15 protein-coding genes are annotated in these 16,017 nt (G+C 67.1%); 10 read left to right on the forward strand and 5 right to left on the reverse strand.

Annotated elements, in window-relative coordinates; genetic code table 11:
* Nucleotides 1-26 precede the first annotated feature (26 nt).
* Nucleotides 27-1,103 carry a chorismate synthase gene (gene aroC, locus WOC76_RS07400; RefSeq protein WP_341107929.1) on the reverse strand — a complete coding sequence of 359 codons (1,077 nt, stop codon included), beginning with the start codon at nt 1,101-1,103 and terminating at the stop codon, nt 27-29.
* A 110-nt stretch (nt 1,104-1,213) separates the two neighbouring features.
* Between aroC and WOC76_RS07405 the strand changes: the two genes are divergently transcribed.
* Nucleotides 1,214-1,462 carry a hypothetical protein gene (locus WOC76_RS07405; protein ID WP_341107928.1) on the forward strand — a complete coding sequence of 83 codons (249 nt, stop codon included), beginning with the start codon at nt 1,214-1,216 and terminating at the stop codon, nt 1,460-1,462.
* Here the strand turns inward: WOC76_RS07405 and WOC76_RS07410 are convergent.
* Both WOC76_RS07410 and WOC76_RS07415 read right to left on the reverse strand, forming a co-directional pair.
* The gene (locus WOC76_RS07410; protein ID WP_341431349.1) at nt 1,447-2,619 is read right to left on the reverse strand and encodes a hypothetical protein; all 1,173 of its coding nucleotides are present in this window, start codon (nt 2,617-2,619) and stop codon (nt 1,447-1,449) included. The genes WOC76_RS07405 and WOC76_RS07410 overlap by 16 nt on opposite strands.
* Nucleotides 2,620-2,646: 27 nt before the next feature.
* Complete coding sequence (locus WOC76_RS07415; protein WP_341107925.1) at nt 2,647-3,183, reverse strand: SixA phosphatase family protein; 537 nt, start codon at nt 3,181-3,183, stop codon at nt 2,647-2,649.
* A 154-nt stretch (nt 3,184-3,337) separates the two neighbouring features.
* Here WOC76_RS07415 and WOC76_RS07420 point away from each other — a divergent pair, with 154 nt between their 5' ends.
* The 5 genes from WOC76_RS07420 (at nt 3,338) to corA (ending at nt 10,650) form a co-directional block, all read left to right on the forward strand.
* Nucleotides 3,338-5,062 carry a hypothetical protein gene (locus WOC76_RS07420; protein WP_341107923.1) on the forward strand — a complete coding sequence of 575 codons (1,725 nt, stop codon included), beginning with the start codon at nt 3,338-3,340 and terminating at the stop codon, nt 5,060-5,062.
* 119 nt (nt 5,063-5,181) lie between these two features.
* Nucleotides 5,182-6,138, forward strand: coding sequence for a glutathione synthase (gene gshB, locus WOC76_RS07425; RefSeq protein ID WP_341107921.1), 957 nt, complete (start codon nt 5,182-5,184; stop codon nt 6,136-6,138).
* A 5-nt stretch (nt 6,139-6,143) separates the two neighbouring features.
* Nucleotides 6,144-8,957 (forward strand): [protein-PII] uridylyltransferase, encoded by a 2,814-nt coding sequence (locus WOC76_RS07430; protein WP_341387833.1) that lies wholly within the window; start codon nt 6,144-6,146, stop codon nt 8,955-8,957.
* A 64-nt stretch (nt 8,958-9,021) separates the two neighbouring features.
* Nucleotides 9,022-9,636, forward strand: coding sequence for a nucleotide exchange factor GrpE (gene grpE, locus WOC76_RS07435; RefSeq protein ID WP_341107918.1), 615 nt, complete (start codon nt 9,022-9,024; stop codon nt 9,634-9,636).
* A 9-nt stretch (nt 9,637-9,645) separates the two neighbouring features.
* The gene (gene corA, locus WOC76_RS07440) at nt 9,646-10,650 is read left to right on the forward strand and encodes a magnesium/cobalt transporter CorA (RefSeq protein ID WP_445730643.1); all 1,005 of its coding nucleotides are present in this window, start codon (nt 9,646-9,648) and stop codon (nt 10,648-10,650) included.
* Nucleotides 10,651-10,663: 13 nt separating this feature from the next.
* On the opposite strand, the gene WOC76_RS07445 is transcribed toward corA, so the two are convergent.
* Both WOC76_RS07445 and WOC76_RS07450 read right to left on the reverse strand, forming a co-directional pair.
* Nucleotides 10,664-11,644: a hypothetical protein gene (locus WOC76_RS07445; protein WP_341387836.1), complete on the reverse strand. Its 981-nt coding sequence runs from the start codon at nt 11,642-11,644 to the stop codon at nt 10,664-10,666.
* Nucleotides 11,645-11,690: 46 nt separating this feature from the next.
* Nucleotides 11,691-11,996 carry a hypothetical protein gene (locus WOC76_RS07450; RefSeq protein WP_341387838.1) on the reverse strand — a complete coding sequence of 102 codons (306 nt, stop codon included), beginning with the start codon at nt 11,994-11,996 and terminating at the stop codon, nt 11,691-11,693.
* A gap of 174 nt (nt 11,997-12,170) precedes the next feature.
* Here WOC76_RS07450 and WOC76_RS07455 point away from each other — a divergent pair, with 174 nt between their 5' ends.
* The 4 genes from WOC76_RS07455 (at nt 12,171) to WOC76_RS07470 (ending at nt 16,006) form a co-directional block, all read left to right on the forward strand.
* The gene (locus WOC76_RS07455; protein ID WP_341107912.1) at nt 12,171-12,917 is read left to right on the forward strand and encodes a hypothetical protein; all 747 of its coding nucleotides are present in this window, start codon (nt 12,171-12,173) and stop codon (nt 12,915-12,917) included.
* Nucleotides 12,918-12,920: 3 nt separating this feature from the next.
* A complete protein-coding gene (locus WOC76_RS07460) occupies nt 12,921-13,466 on the forward strand; it encodes a nucleoside 2-deoxyribosyltransferase (protein WP_341107911.1) in 546 nt (181 codons plus the stop codon).
* 173 nt (nt 13,467-13,639) lie between these two features.
* Nucleotides 13,640-15,148 carry a Do family serine endopeptidase gene (locus WOC76_RS07465; protein WP_341107909.1) on the forward strand — a complete coding sequence of 503 codons (1,509 nt, stop codon included), beginning with the start codon at nt 13,640-13,642 and terminating at the stop codon, nt 15,146-15,148.
* A 174-nt stretch (nt 15,149-15,322) separates the two neighbouring features.
* The gene (locus WOC76_RS07470) at nt 15,323-16,006 is read left to right on the forward strand and encodes a response regulator transcription factor (protein WP_341107907.1); all 684 of its coding nucleotides are present in this window, start codon (nt 15,323-15,325) and stop codon (nt 16,004-16,006) included.
* Nucleotides 16,007-16,017: the final 11 nt, after the last annotated feature.

Genomic DNA, 16,017 nt, shown 5'->3' on the forward strand with positions numbered 1-16,017 from the left:
GGTGGCGAAAGCGTCCCCCCTCGCGGCTACCCGCCAATCTGCCCCCTGTGCCGCAGGAAGTGATCCGCCAGCACGCAAGCCATCATGGCCTCGCCGACCGGCACGGCGCGGATCCCGACGCACGGGTCGTGGCGGCCCTTGGTGACGATCTCCGTCTCATTGCCGTCGCGGTCGATGGTGCGGCGCGGGGTGAGGATGGAGGAGGTGGGCTTCACGGCAAAGCGCAGGACGATGGGCTGGCCGGTCGAGAGGCCGCCCAGCACGCCGCCAGCGTGGTTCGACAGGAAGGTCGGGCCGGCGCGCATTTCGTCGGCGTTCTCCTCGCCGGAGAGTTCGGCGGATGCGAAGCCGTCGCCGATCTCCACGCCCTTGACGGCGTTGATCGACATCATCGCGGCGGCGAGATCGGCGTCGAGCTTGCCATAGAGCGGCGCGCCCCAGCCGGCCGGCGCGCCCTCGGCCACAATTTCCACCACGGCGCCGATGGAGGAGCCCTTCTTGCGCACCTCGTCGAGATAGTCCGCCCATTGCGCCGCCATCACGGCGTCGGGGCAGAACAGCGGATTGCGCTCGACCTCCGCCCAGTCGAAGCGGGTGCGGTCGATCTTGTGCGGGCCGATCTGCACCAGCGCGCCCCGGATCGTGACGCCAGGGACGACCTTGCGTGCGACGGCGCCGGCCGCGACGCGCGCCGCTGTCTCCCGCGCCGAGGAGCGCCCGCCGCCACGATAGTCCCGCACGCCATATTTCGCGTCATAGACGTAATCCGCGTGGCCGGGGCGGTATTTGTTGGTGATCTCGCCATAGTCCTTCGACCGCTGGTCGGTGTTTTCGATCACGAGCGCGATGGGCGTTCCGGTCGTGACCTGCGCGCCGCCGGGGGCGGCGAAGACGCCGGAGAGGATCTTCACTTCGTCCGGCTCGCGGCGTTGCGTCGTGAAGCGCGACTGGCCGGGCTTTCGCTTGTCGAGGAAGCCCTGAATGTCGGCCTCGGTCAGCGCAATGCCCGGTGGGCAGCCGTCGACGACGGCGCCGAGCGCGAGGCCGTGGCTTTCCCCGAAGGTGGTGACGCGGAAGAGATGGCCGAAACTGTTGTGAGACATGCTTGGCTTCTAGGCTGCGCGGGCGAGCGGGTCAAACGCCGAGCCTTGACTTCCGCGGGCGGGCGAGGCGTCGTAACCGCGAAGTTTATTTTGAGAAAGAGTTCCAGCAAATGCTCAGGAAAATCGCCGCCGCCGCCATCGCGGCCCTCGTCTGCGCGCCCGCGCTGGCCCGTGATGTCAGCGTGGACCATGGCCGCAACGAGAGCAGAAACGTCAGACACGGCCGGCACAGCCGCACCGGCGCGTGGATCGACGACAATCGCCGCCATTCCGGCTCGCACCATCATGGCGCTCATTGGGTCGGGGGGCACGGCCATTTCAGCCCGCGCGGACAGGGTGGCCATCACTGGGGCTGGTGAGCCGCCTCGGCTGACGCCCCGCCTGTCGGTTCGTTGGGCTTTTTCTCTTCGGCGGTCTCGGGCGCGGTCGGTTCAGGCGGCGGAGCCGGGGGCGCTTCCGCTTTCGCCGGGTCCGCGAGCAGCCTGCGCAGTTGCGACACCGCCGCCGCGACGAGCGCCATGCGGGGGCGATCGGGGCCGATTTCCACCGCCGCCATATTGACGAGCGCCTTCGCCAGATTGCCGGTCGGCTGCCCGGCGGCGTCGAAGAGCAGGAGATCGTCGTTGGGCGAGGCGGCCACGCCTTCCGCGAGATGCGTGGCGTAATTCGAGATGCGCGCCAGTTCGCCCGAACAATCGGCCACGCCGTCGAGCGGCGGCAAGGACGTTGGCAAGGGCGGCGGCGTCCTGGTGAGCGGGGCGGGCGGCGGCAGAAGCTTCAGGCCCGCAACCACGTCCATATCCGGCTCGCGCGGCGGCGACTTCGGCCTTTCGCGTCGGGGCCGCGCTTCGGCTATCCCAGCCATGATGGAAGGGGTCGGGATGAGGTCGGGCGTTTCGGCCGCCCGCGTTGGAGCCGTCGTCGGGCCGACGCCGCCTCTGCCATGGGCGGCCAGCCAGCGGGCGCGCAGCGTATTTTGAACGCCGCGCGGCGCGAGGCCCATGGGCACCACGCGCTGCGGCATCATATGCGCCAAGCCCTCGCGCGAGGCGGGGAGCCCCGGCGTCGGGCGGGCGACCATGGGCGAACATTGCGCCGGCGCCCAGCGCTCGACGATGGCGCGCGCGCTATGACGCTTGTAATCGACGTAATAGCGCCGCAGCAGCAGCGCGGCGACGGCCGCGCCTTCCTCGGCTGAGGCGAAGGCGACATGGCCGTCGGCGTCCGAGGCGATCTCGCCCGTCCAGCCCGCGCGCTTCACGCACCAGTAGTTGTTGAGTTTGACGCAGCGGGCGGGGTCGCCGTCCTCTGCGCCCATTGCGCGTTTCGCTGCTTCAGAAGGGCTCATCTCGAGCCACAGCGCGCTCTCCATCCGCCAATTGTCGACGGCGCGCTTGTCGGGCAGGTAAGAGGGGGCAGGCGTGCGCCAGAAGAGCGCGGCGGGCGCGACGAGGACGGACGGCGTCCGGGCGGGCGCGGCGGCCGTCATCAGCAACACGAGCGTTTCGAGCAGCATGCGCCGCGCGCTCCCGGCGAGAAACTCCTAGTCCGGATCGTCGACCACGTCGCCGCGCAACGCCGCCGGCGTCACGAATCGATTGAGCCGGGCCGCGCCCTTCCGGACTTCCGCCCAATGTTCGGTGTCGAAGTCGAGAATCGCAAGCGCGGCGGTCGGATATGACGACCGCATATGTTCGAGGTCGTCCTTCTCGCCTTCGCCCGCGAGCCAGACGGCGAGCTCGGCGAAGCCGGGATTATGGCCCACGGCGAGAAGCGTGTGTGTCTTGTCCGGCGTCTGCCGCAGCACGTCGACGAGGTGGTCGACAGTGGCGAGGTAGATCGTATTCTCAATGAGATGCGTCACATGGCCGGGGAAGGCCTCAAGCGTGCGTTCGAGCGTCTGCTTCGCCCGCCGGGCGTTGGAGGCGACGGCGAGATCAGGGGTCATGCCGGACTCGCGCAGAAACTCCCCGACGCGACGCGCGTCCTCCTCGCCGCGCCGCGTGAGCGGGCGCTCGCGATCCCCTCCAGCCGAGTGACGGTCCGCCTTGCCGTGGCGCAATAGAAGTAAACGTCGCATGGGAATCTCTCTATCACGCAACGCGCCGAATGCCATCCACGCAAGCGGCGCCTCGGCCGGGCTGCGACGAAAAAACACGGGGCCTTTACCGCGTCGCAATGGCGGTGCAAGTTCCAAGCCGCCCTTCTCCCGCGACAGGCGGAAAGTCTAACACATGCAGAAACTTACTCGTCAAAGTGCTTTTCTTTCGGGCCTGTTCGCCCTCGCCGCCGCGGCGGCGGCTGGCGCGACCCCGGCGACGACCGGCGCGGCTGCGAGCGATCTTGGCCTCGACAATCTGGTTTTTTCGGTTGGCGGCGTCACGTACAAAATCCCGCATCTGGAGCTCAAGGGCGCGTCGCTTTCCGCGCTCGACCTCGCCCAATTGTTCACGGGCGACGAGAAAGCTGTGGATGCGCGCCTCGCCCGGCTCTCGGCGCAGCGCCTCGTCATTCCGTCGTTGATGACAGAGCGGAAAGTCGCGGACACGACCGAGCGCGCCGTTTATCGTGACATTGCGGCGGAAGGGATCGTCGCGGGGCGTATAGCCACGCTCAAGGCTGGCGCCGCCGAGCAGACCGTCGAAAACCCGACTGGCCAGGGGCAGCGATATGTCTGGGGCGCGAGCCTTGCCAGGGGGATCGAACTGCGCCAGCTCGCCCATCTGGCGATGGCCGCGCGGGGCGACGGTCAGGAGCCGCTCAAGCCGCTGATCGAGGAGGAAAGCGTCGAATCGCTTACGATCGAGAACAAGACCGGCGGCCTGAGCGCGAAGACAGGGAGGTTGACCCTCGCCGGCGTGAAGGGCAAGGCGCTTGCGGCGCCGCCCGCCGCGCTGCTGGAGCGGCTGCAAAAACTCGATCCGGACAAAACGGAAGCCGACCCGGCGTTATTGAAGGATTTGATCGAGGCCCTGGCCTCTTTCGACGTGGCTTCGCTCGAGGTCCGCGACGTCTCGGCGACCGGCAAGGGGGAGCCGGCGGAGAAGCCCTATTCCATCAAGGTCGGCCGGATCGCCGCGAACCGGACCGCCGGCGCGACGGTGGGGGATTTCGCGCTGGAGGGTTTCTCGCTTCAGTCCTCCGACGGCGGGCTCCTGTCCCTGAGCCGGTTCGGCCTGCGCGACGCCAGGCTTTCTTCGCTGCTGGAGGCGCCTTTTCCGCAGCTCGCGGGCGTGGAGGTCAAGGGGCTCGCGGCCGATCTTCCCGACGCGAGGATCGGAGAGACGTCGCGGATGAAATTCAGCCTCGCGGGCGTCGAGGCCAATTTCGGCGAGTTCCGCGAGATTGCGCCGACGAAGCTGTCCGCCCGCATGGACCGCCTTGCCATCGACCTCGCGGCGCGCGGCGAGGCGCCGTCCACCGCGCAATTTCTCGCGCTCGGCTATCGCGATCTCGACCTTTCCGCCGCAGTCGCGGGCGAATGGCGTGAGAAGACGCAGGAGGCGATCTTCGCGCCGCTGCGCGTCGAAGGCCGCGACATGGGCGCGGCGACGCTGAAAGTCACCTTCGGCAATGTCTCGGGCGCAATTTTCTCGTCCATGGCCATCGTCTCCAAGGCGGCGGCCATGGCAGCGTCGCTGAAATCCGTCGAGCTGGTTCTGGAAGGCGGCGGGCTCATCGACCGGCTGCTGACGCTCGAGGCCAGGGAGCAGAAGGCGAGCGTCGAAAAGGCCCGCGCCGAATACGCCAAGGGCGCCGGATTGGCCGTCGCCTCGGTTCTGGGCGGCGGCGAAAAGGCGAAGAAGATCGCCGGGGCGGTCTCGGCCTATATCATGAAGCCCAAACGGCTGGAGTTGCGGCTCGCCGCGCCCGCCGGCGTCAGCGCGCTCGACGCGATCTCGCGCAAGCCGGCCGAGATTCTCGAAAGCGTCGAGGTGGAGGCGCTCGCCGAGCGATAGAAGGAGCCTGGAGGCCGCGCCTTCTGCTATGGGAGCGCGGTCAGGCTGGATAAACTGTCGACGGCGCGGCTGGCGCCAGGACTTTGGGCTTGCCCGCGCGGGTCGCGGCTGGAGGGGCGATGCTGGAAATCGCGGTGCAAATGGATCCTCTCGAGCGAATTAATTTCGCCGGAGACTCGACGTTCGCGCTCATGCTGGAGGCGAAGCGGCGCGGCCACAGGCTGTGGTTCTACACACCGGACCAGCTCTCGCTCGAAGGCGCCCGCCTGACCGCCCGCGGGCATCATATCGACGTGTTCGACGATCCGTCGCGCTATTACGCGCTCGGCGAGGCGACCGAGCTCGATCTCGGGCGCATGGATGTGGTGCTGCTGCGGCAGGACCCGCCTTTCGACCTCGCCTACATCACCTCGACGCATTTTCTCGAGCGCATCCAGGGGCGCACGCTCGTCGTCAACGACCCCGGCCATGTGCGCAACGCGCCGGAAAAAGTCTTCGTGATGGACTTTGCCGATCTCATGCCGCCGACGCTCATCACCCGCGACCGCGCCGCGATCGAACGATTTCGCGCCGAACAGGGCGACATCGTCATGAAGCCGCTCTATGGCCACGGCGGCGCGGCGGTCTTCAAAGTCACGCCGCGCGACCCCAATTTCGGCTCGCTCTTCGACATGTTCCACACGACCTTCCGCGAGCCCTGGGTGGTGCAGCAGTTTCTCCCCGAGGTGGCGAAGGGCGACAAGCGCATCATTCTCATCGACGGCGAGGCGCTCGGCGCCATCAACCGCGTCCCGGCGCAAGACGACATCCGCTCCAACATGGTGCGCGGCGGCGCGGCGGCGGCGACCGAACTCGATGCGCGCGAGCAGGAGATTTGCGCCCGGCTCGGGCCGGAGCTGAAGAAGCGCGGGCTGATCTTCGTTGGAATCGACGTCATCGACGGCCGGCTCACGGAAATCAACGTCACCTCGCCCACGGGCCTGCGCGCGCTGAAGCGCGTCGGCGGGCCGGACCTCGCGGTTCCCCTCTTCGACGCCATCGAAACCCGCCTCGAGACGTTGCGCGCCGCCCGATGAACAACATGACTGAATCGGTCTGCGCGCCTCTTTTCGACGGCCTCGATCCCGCGAACGGCTTTCGCGGGCTGAGGGGGGCGCTCGCGGCTCCCGTCGCGGAACTGTGCAAGGCCGAGAAGGGACATGCGCGGCGCACAGCCGTCGTCGATCTGTTTCGTTCCGCTCTCGCCGAAGGGCGCGCCCGCGCGCGCGCGCAGCTCGAGGCGCGGGGCTCCGGCCTCGCCTGCGGGCGGCAGCTTTCAAACCTTCAGGACGAGCTGATCGGCGCGATCTATGATTACGTGGTCGCTTACGTCTATCCGGCCGACAACCCCACTTTCGCCGAGCGCCTGACGGTCGTCGCCGTCGGCGGCTACGGGCGCGGTATGCTGGCGCCGGGCTCGGACATCGACCTTCTGTTTCTGCTTCCCTACAAGCAGACGCCCTGGGGCGAGAGCGTCGTCGAGGCGATCCTCTACATTCTGTGGGACCTGCGCCAGAAGGTCGGCCACGCCACGCGCTCCGTCGCCGAATGCATGAAGCAGTCGCGCGCCGACATGACGATCCGCACGACCCTGCTCGAGGCGCGCTTCATTCTCGGCAGCACGGATCTCTTCACCGAATTGCAGGAGGCCTTCGACCGCGAGGTCGCGCGCTCCGACGCGCGCGAATTCGTCGCCGCGAAACTCGCCGAGCGCGACGCGCGCGTGCGCCGCGCCGGCGCCTCGCGCTATCTCGTGGAGCCGAACGTCAAGGAGGGCAAGGGCGGTCTGCGCGACCTCAATACGCTCTTCTGGATTTCAAAATACGTCTATCGCGTGCGCGATCCCAAGGAGCTCGTCGCCGCGGGGCTGTTCACCTCCGCCGAACTGAGCCTTTTCGAGCGCTGCGAGGAGTTTCTGTGGCGGGTGCGCTGTCATCTGCATTTCGCCACCGGCCGCGCGGAGGAGCGTCTTTCCTTCGACGTGCAGACCATGATGGCGGAGCGTCTCGGCTATCACGACCGCGCTGGCCTCTCGCGCGTCGAACGCTTCATGAAACATTACTTCCTTGTGGCCAAGGACGTGGGCGACCTCACCGCCATCGTCTGCGCAGCGCTGGAGGAGCGGCAGGCGAAGCCGCGCGCGATCTTCGATCGCTTCCTGCAACCCTTCCGGCGCCGGCGCGGGAAGGGGCCGCAGGGCGACTTCCTCATCGCGCACGACCGCATCAGCGTCGTCGACGCGAGCGTGTTTCATCGCGATCCGGTCAACATCATCCGGCTCTTCTGGCTCGCCGACCATCACGGCCTGCCGCTGCATCCCGACGCCCTGCGCGCGGTGACGCTTTCTCTGCGCGAGATCGACGCCGATCTTCGCGCCGAAAAGGAGGCGAACCGCCTGTTTCTCGAAATTCTCCTGTCGCGCAACATGACCGAGATCATGCTGCGGCGGATGAACGAGACGGGCGTGCTGGGCCGCTTCATTCCCGCCTTCGGCCGCATTGTGGCGATGATGCAGTTCAACATGTATCATCACTATACGGTGGACGAGCACTTGCTGCGCGCCGTCGGCGGCCTCTCGGATCTCGAAGCCGGTCGGATGCCCGAGCATCAGCAGCTCGTGGCCGATATCCTGCCCACCATCGTCAATCGCAAGGTTCTTTATCTCGGGCTCTTTCTCCACGACATCGCCAAGGGCCGCAAGGAGGATCACTCCCTCGCCGGCATGGAGGTGGCGCGCACGCTCTGCCCGCGCCTGGGCTTCACGCCGGGAGAGACGGAGACGGTGGCCTGGCTCGTCGAGCATCATCTCACCATGTCGACCTTCGCCCAGAGCCGCGACCTCTCGGACCGCGTGACGATCGAGAGCTTCGCCTCCATCGTCCAGACGATGGAGCGCCTGAAAATGCTCTTCGTGCTCACGGTCTGCGACATCAACGCCGTCGGCCCCGGCGTGCTGGACGCCTGGAAATCCCAGCTTCTGCGCGTGCTCTACTGGGAGACTGAGGTCGTGCTCGGCGGCGGCCATTCCTCGGTCGACCGCAAGAGCCGCGTCGCCGCCGCCATCGCCGAGTTGCGGGCGGCGTTGCCGGACTGGAGCGACGAGGACTACGACGCCTATGCGCGCCGGCATTATCCCGCCTATTGGCTCAAGGTCGATGTCGCGCGCAAGGTGCGCCACGCCCATATGCTCGCCAAGCTCACGGGCGCCGAGACGCCGCTCGCCACCGCGGTCGAACTCGACCGCACACGCGGCGCCGTGGAGCTCACTGTCATCGCGCCCGACCACCGCCGCCTCCTCTCCATCATCGCGGGCGGCTGCGCGGCGAGCGGCGCCAATATCGTGGACGCGCATATTTTCACCACGGCCGACGGGCTCGCGCTGGATACGATCTTCTTCTCCCGCGCCTTCGATTTCGACGAGGACGAATTGCGCCGCGCGCGGCGCATCGCCGATTTCATCGCCAAGGCGCTGCGCGGCGAGGTCTTCGTCTCCGACGCGGTGAAGGCGCGGGCGAAGCAGGCACCCGCCAATACGGCCTTCTCCATCGCGCCGGAGGTCGTGGTCGATAACAGCCTCTCCAATGTCTATACGGTCATCGAAGTGTCCGGCCTCGATCGCGAGGGGCTCCTCTTCGACCTCACCAACGCCATTTCGAAACTCAGTCTCAACATCGCCTCGGCTCATATCGTGACCTTTGGCGAGCGGGCGGTCGACGCCTTTTACGTCACCGACCTGACGGGCGCGAAAATCCTTTCGCAACAGCGTCATACGGCGATCAAGAAGCAGCTCCTCGAGGTGTTGGCGCCCGCGCCGGAGAGGCGCCCGGCGCGAGCGCCAAATGTCGCGGCGACTTGATTTTGCCTGATCGAGCGATGATATCGAGGCCTTTCACAGAGCGCCCCTTGAACAAAAGACGGACATGAGCATGAGCGACCAGAGCAACGCCGACAGCAACGCCCAGACCCCGCCGCCCGGAGCGGAGGGGAGCGCGGCGCAAGCGTCCTCCCTGGCGCAACCTTCGGCGGAATCGAGCGTCAACGAACCGGAGCCCTTCACGGAGCTCGAGAATCTCCACGCGGAAGTCGCGGCGCTGAAGGACAGGCTGCTGCGGACCATGGCCGAGACGGAAAACATCCGCCGGCGCGCCGAGAAGGAGGTCGCCGACGCGCGGGTCTATGGCGTGGCGAATTTCGCCCGTGAGATGCTGCCCTTCGCCGACAATCTGCGCCGGGCCGCCGAGAGCGTGCCGGCCGAGGCGCGCGCCAATCTTGACCCGATCGCCGCCACGCTGCTCGAGGGCCTCGGGGTAACCGAGCGCGATTTCATGTCGAGGCTTGGCCGCTTCGGCGTCAAGCAGATCGAGGCGCTGGGCGCCAAATTCGATCCCAACCTCCATGAAGCGCTTTATGAAATTCCCGACGAGTCGAAGCCCGCCGGCACGGTGGCCCAGGTCGTCGAGCAGGGCTATACGATCGGCGAGCGCGTGCTGCGTCCGGCCAAGGTCGGCGTGACCCGCGGCGGTCCCAGGGCCTGAAACGGGCCGATGGGCGGCGTGACAAGCTCCGAAACGCCGACGGGCGAAGGACTCGTCGCGGCCGTGGCCTATTGCAAGGGCGTCAAGGTCGCCGATATCGACCTCGACGCCGCGGGCGACTGGGCGAAGCGGCCCGATCACGTCGTCTGGATCGGGCTCTACGAGCCGGACATGGCGCTGCTGGAGCGGGTCGGGCAGCAATTCGCGCTACATCCGCTCGCTGTCGAGGACGCCGCCAAGGCGCATCAGTTCCCAAAGCTCGAGGAATTCGACGACAGCCTGTTCATCGTCGCGCGCACCGCGCAGATGGTCGAGGGCCGCGTCGCATTCGGCGAGACGCATCTTTTTGTCGGCGAAGGCTATGTGGTAAGCGTGCGCCACGGCCCATCGCGCAGCTATTCAGAGGTGCGCGCGCGCAGCGAGGCCCGCGCCCAGCGCCTGTCCGAAGGCGAGGACTTCATCGTCTACGCCATTCTCGACTTCATCGTGGACAATTATGCGCCAGTCCTCGACAGCATCAACGACCAGGTCGAGGACATCGAGGACCACGTGCTGACGACGACGATGGGTCGCGCCGAGACCGAACAGCTCTACATGCTGCGGCGCGATCTCCTGCGGCTGCGCAACGCCGTCGTGCCGCTCGCCGACGTTTGCCGCCGGCTGGAGCGCACCGACATCGTCTTCATCGATCCCGCGATGCGGCCGCATTTCCGCGACGTGCGGGACCATCTGCGCCGCGCGGAGGAGCGCATCGACACGCTGCGCGAGACGCTCGCCTTCGCGTTCGAGGCGAGTCTGATGAATGCGCAGATGCAGCAGACCAACATCTCGCGCCGTCTCGCCGCCTGGGCCGCCATTCTCGCCGTTCCCACGGCAATCGCCGGAATCTACGGCATGAATTTCGAGCACATGCCCGAGCTCAGGTGGCAGTATGGCTATTACGTCGTTCTTGCAGTGATTTCGTCTGTCTGCGCGTTTCTCTACTGGCGTTTCCGCAAGGCGGGATGGCTCTGACGCAGGCCGGGACCTAATCGCGTCCCGCGCCGCCTTTTTCACCCGGTCCGCCCGCGACGAGATCGAGGCCCTGCATCTTCAGATCGGCCCAGTTTTTCAGATCTTTGGCCGTGAATTTCTTCATGAACGGATTGCCGTTCACGATCTTCTCGCGCGTAATGTTCGGCCTCGCGTCGGTATTGGCGATCACAGCCGCCGCGTCGGCGCCCTCGGGGGCCGTCAGAATGGCGGCCGCGCCCGCGGGACCGGCGAAATGCGCAAGATAGAGCGATCCCGGCGTCACCGGCAGACCGCGACGCGCGAGCAGAGACGTATTCTCCTCGGCGTAGCGGCTCGCCATGAAGCGCGACAGTTCCGGATCCTTGCGCAAATCGAGAATTTGCCTGTCGTTCAGCCCGTTAGCGATGTCGGGACGATGTTTTTTTACCAGGCCGAGCCATGTCGCCTCGACGAACTGACCCACGCCCAGCGCCGTGGAATGGGGGTTTTTGGCGGCGGCGTCGCCATGCGACTCGGTGGCGACGATCTGGTCGATCATCTGCTTCATCGACGCCAAGGGTTGCATCGGCGTCGTCGGGAAGCCGGCGTCCTTGAAAGAGATGCGCAGCGCAAGGCCGATGAGCAGCGCGGCCAGAATCGCAAGCGGGGAGATGAGGGAGCGCCGCCGGCCGCGCTCGGGCTGGGCCTTGGGGGCGAGGGCGTCGTCGCGGGCGGGGACGGGCAGATCGAACCTGGGGTTGAGCGCGGACTCCGGCTGGCGCTGCGGATCGAGAGCGGAGAGAATTTTCAGCAGGGCGCCGTCGTCGGAATCGAGGGTGATGCGGATTTCGACGATCTTCTTCCCGCTCGCGTCCTCCGGCGCCGCGGCCTCGCGGGCCAGGGCGGCGACCGCTTCATGCGCCGCGACGCCGGATTGCGTCTCGTCGCGAGACTGAGGCGGCGCGGGCGTCTGGCCCAACGCGTCAGACAAAAATGATGCGACGGCCTCCACCATGGCGCGCTCCCTTTTGAGGCCGCCTGCCGCGGCCTTAGAGCCCAGTTCAGTAGTAGCCGATGCAGATTCGGTTGCCGTAATCGTCCCAGCCCCATTGCGCGCAGGGGGGCGGCGGCGGAGGCGGCGGGGGCGATGGGGCCGTGAGGGCGCCGAGAGCCGCGCCGCTCGCGGCGCCAATCGCCGCGCCGGCCAATGTGCCGGTCGCCGACCCGTTGGAGACCGCAGCGCCGATGCCCGCGCCGCCAAGGCCGCCAATGGCGCCGCCGCCGAGCGCGCGCTCGCCGGGCGAATAACATCCCGCGAGCGTCCATGCGGACGCGACGGCGGCCGCAACCACTAGCATCTTCTTCATGATGCGAAACTTCCGATCGACGCTGTCGCCCACTCCCCGACGGTGAGGCTAGGCGCGAGAACATGAACGGAAGGTTAAGGGCGGCCGGCGGAGCCCCAGGGCGCGTATTAGTGCAATTTTAGCAATATCGGAGAGAGGCTTGCGCTCCCCGCTCCCTTTTCGCGAGCTCTCCCCATGTCGACGGAACGCCCTCACGCCCTCCTGGAGTTCGGCCCTGTCGCGGCGGCGGCCGGGGGAGGGGGCGTCCCCGAGGTGAGGGTGAGCGTCGCCGATGCGCCCGGAGGCGGCGCGAGGCTCGACGAGGCGAAGCCAGACGACGGGGTGAAGCCGGAAGCGTCTTTCCTCTCCAGGGCCGTCCGGGCAGGCCGCGCCTTCGCCGCTTACGCGATCGCCGGCGTGATCGGCTGGCATCTCTACGATCTCGCCAGGCCCGTTCATATCGCCTGGCCGGACCTCTCGGTTTTCGGATCGGCGCAGAAAAACGTGGAAGAGGCCGAGTTCAGGCGCGTGACGCAGAAGCTTGCCGCCGACATTCAGGCGCTGGAGGCGCGGCTCGACGCGCTCGAGAAGGCCCGCGGCCACGAGGCGAGAAATAACCAGTCGATCGAGGAGGTGAACAGGCGCATCGACGAGATGAAGGCTGGCGTCTCTGCTGAGGTCGGCGCCCTCGCGGGTCAGATCAAGGAGGCGCAGCGCGAGGCCGAGGCCAAACGCGCGGAGACGCATGTCGTCCCCGAGCCGGCGGAAAGCCGAGTTGCAGGGCCTGAAGGGCATGCGCACAGGCCTGCCTCCGTCGCGGCGCATGTCGAGGCGCATTGGAAGCGCGGCCATCGGCGCGGCGACGCCTTCGATCCCGCCCTGCATCCGAATGCGCCCGGCGCGCCGCGCCCGCTCGGCTCTCCGCTCTATCGGGCGAGGTGACGTTTGCCCTCCATCTATCTCGCAGGTCCCGAGGTGTTTCTCGCCGACGCGCTCGACATGGGGCGGCGTAAGAAGGAGCTTTGCGACGCCTATGGGCTCGAAGGCCTCTTCCCGCTGGACGCGGAGTTCGTCCCCGGGGAGGAAGCCTCGTCGCGGTCGATCTTCGAAGCCAACGTCGCCATGATCCGCCGCTGCGACGGCGTCATCGCCAATCTCACGCCCTTTCGCGGCGCGAGCGCGGATGCCGGGACAGTATTTGAAGTCGGCATGGCCTTCGCGCTGGAAAAACAGGTTTTCGCCTATACCAATGTTTCCGCAATCTATGCCGCGCGCTGCGTCGATACGGCGGACGCGCCGGGAGAAAGGCTCTTCGCGGCCGACGGGCTGAGCGTCGAGGATTTCGGGCTGTTCGACAATCTCATGATCGCCGAGGCCCTCCGTGCGCAGGGCCACGACGTGGCGGCGCAAGAGGCGGCGCCTGAAGGCCGCTATACGGATCTTGCAGCCTTCGAGCTGTGCCTGCGGCAAGCGGCGGCGTTTTTTGCGTAAGCGGCGACGCGACGACCGCTGAAAGCGTTTAGCCAGCGCCCCTTACGAAAGTTTCATCCGGCGGCCATTGGACGGCAAGCGCCTCGCCTCCATTTTCCTGTTGCAGCGGCGGCAGGAGCCGATGCGCTCCGGGCTTCCCGAAGCCTTCGCCGCAGGAATGGAGAGTTTTTGACATGCATCATCCGATTACCGAGCGCAGCTCCCGCATGTCGGCGCAACCGCGCCGCCGCGCCTCGCGCTTCGCGCTGATGGGCGCCGCCGGGGCGCTCGCTTTCGGCGCCGCCATTGGCGCGCCTGTCGGAAAGGCTTTCGCTGAAGCGCCGGCGACACTGTCCGCGCCCGTCGGTCCGTCCTCTTTCGCGGATGTCGTCGAGCGCGTGAAGGGCGCCGTCGTCGCAATCAAGGTCAAGGCGTATGAAGAGTCTCACAGCCCCTTCGAAGGGCAGGAGCTCTCGCCCGACGATCCGATGTATCGCTTCTTCAAGCGCTTCGGCGGCGAGGTTCCGCAAAAACACATGACCCAGTCGCAGGGGTCGGGCTTCATCATCAGCGCCGACGGTTATGTCGTCACCAATAACCACGTCGTGGAGCACGCAAGCGACGTGGAGGTGGCGCTCGACGATGGCCGCTCGCTGCCCGCGAAGGTGATCGGCACCGACAAGCGCACCGATCTCGCGCTGCTCAAGGTGAGTGACGGCGCCAAGCTTCCCTATGTCGAATGGTCGGGGACGCAGCCGCGCGTCGGCGATTGGGTGATCGCGGTCGGCAATCCCTTCGGTCTCGGCGGCTCGGTTACGGCGGGCATCGTCTCGGCGCGCGGGCGCGACATCGGCGCCGGCCCCTATGACGACTTCCTCCAGATCGACGCGCCGGTGAATCGCGGCAACTCGGGCGGCCCGGCCTTCGATGAACGCGGCGCCGTGGTCGGCGTCAATACGGCGATCTATTCGCCCTCGGGCGGTTCGGTCGGCATCGGCTTCGCCATCCCCGCCGAAGTGGCCAAGGACGTCATCACCGCGCTCAAGGAGAAGGGCGTCGTGTCGCGCGGCTGGATCGGCGTGAAGATCCAGCCGGTGACGCCGGAGATCGCCGACAGTCTCGGCCTCAAGTCGACCAAGGGCGCGCTCATCGCTCAGCCGCAGAAGGGCGCGCCGGCGGAGGCCGCGGGTCTGAAGGCGGGCGACGTGATCGTGGCGGTCAATGGCGACAAGATCGAGAGCCCGCGCGATCTCGCGCGCCGCATCGCAGCGATGGGGCCGAACAAGACGGTCGATCTCACCTATCTGCGCAACGGCGCCGAGAAGAGCGCCAAACTGACGCTCGGCAAGCTCCCGGAGGAGCGGGAGGCGCGCGCCGATGACGAGGACACGGGCGGACCGTCCGGCGGTTCGCAGGTCGCAAGCCTCGGGATCGAGGTCGCGCCCGCCTCGGAGGTTCGCGGCGGCCGCGGCGAAGGCCTCTATGTGACCGACATCGATCCAAGCGGCGCCGCCGCGCAAAAGGGTCTGCGTCGGGGCGACGTGATCGTGGAGGCCGGCGGCCAGCCGGTGAATTCGCGGTCCGATCTCTCCAACGCCATCGACGGCGCCCGGAAGGAAGGACGGCGCTCGATTCTGCTGCGGGTGAAATCCGCGGATGGGTCGAAATTCATCGCCGTGCCCGTGAAGCAGAGCGCCGGCTAGGCCGAGCTTGAAAAGGAGCTTCTTGCGAGGTGGACCGCGAGACTGCACCCGCCCGCAGACGGTCCCGCGCAAAGGAGAGCGACGGTAGCCAGTCCCCTCCTGGCCCGTCGTGGGCAGGTCGGCGCCCCCGCGCCGGCCTGCCGTTTTTTCACAAGGTCGGTTATGATGGGCGCGATGCGCATCCTGATTATCGAAGACGACCGCGAAGCGGCTGAATATCTCGTCAAGGCGTTTCGCGAACTGGGCCATGTCGCCGACCATGCGGCGGATGGGCTGGATGGCTATGCGAGCGCCCGCGAAGGCGATTATGACGTGCTCCTCGTCGATCGCATGTTGCCCAAGATGGATGGCCTCTCGCTCATCTCGAGTCTGCGCGAGCAGAAGGTCGAGACGCCGGTGCTGATTCTCTCGGCGCTGGGGCAGGTCGACGACCGGGTGAAGGGCCTGCGCGCCGGCGGCGATGACTATCTGCCCAAGCCTTACGCCTTTTCCGAACTGCTCGCCCGCGTCGAGGCGCTGGTGCGCCGCCGCGTCGGCCCGCGCGGCGAGGACACGCATTACCGCGTCGGCGATCTGGAGCTCGACCGGCTCTCGCACAAGGTGACCGTCGGCGGGCAGGAGGTCGTGCTCCAGCCGCGCGAGTTCCGGCTGCTCGAATATCTGATGAAACACGCCGGGCAGGTCGTGACCCGCACCATGCTGCTGGAAAATGTCTGGGACTATCACTTCGATCCGCAGACCAACGTCATCGACGTGCATATTTCCAGGCTGCGCGCCAAGATCGACAAGGGGCGCGAGAATCCTCTGCTGCACACGATCAGGGGCGCGGGCTACATGATCCGCGACGGCATGCGGTAGCCGCCGTCGCG

Origin of the sequence: Methylocystis sp. IM3, from assembly GCF_038070105.1 — a bacterium.
Classification (GTDB): Bacteria; Pseudomonadota; Alphaproteobacteria; order Rhizobiales; family Beijerinckiaceae; genus Methylocystis.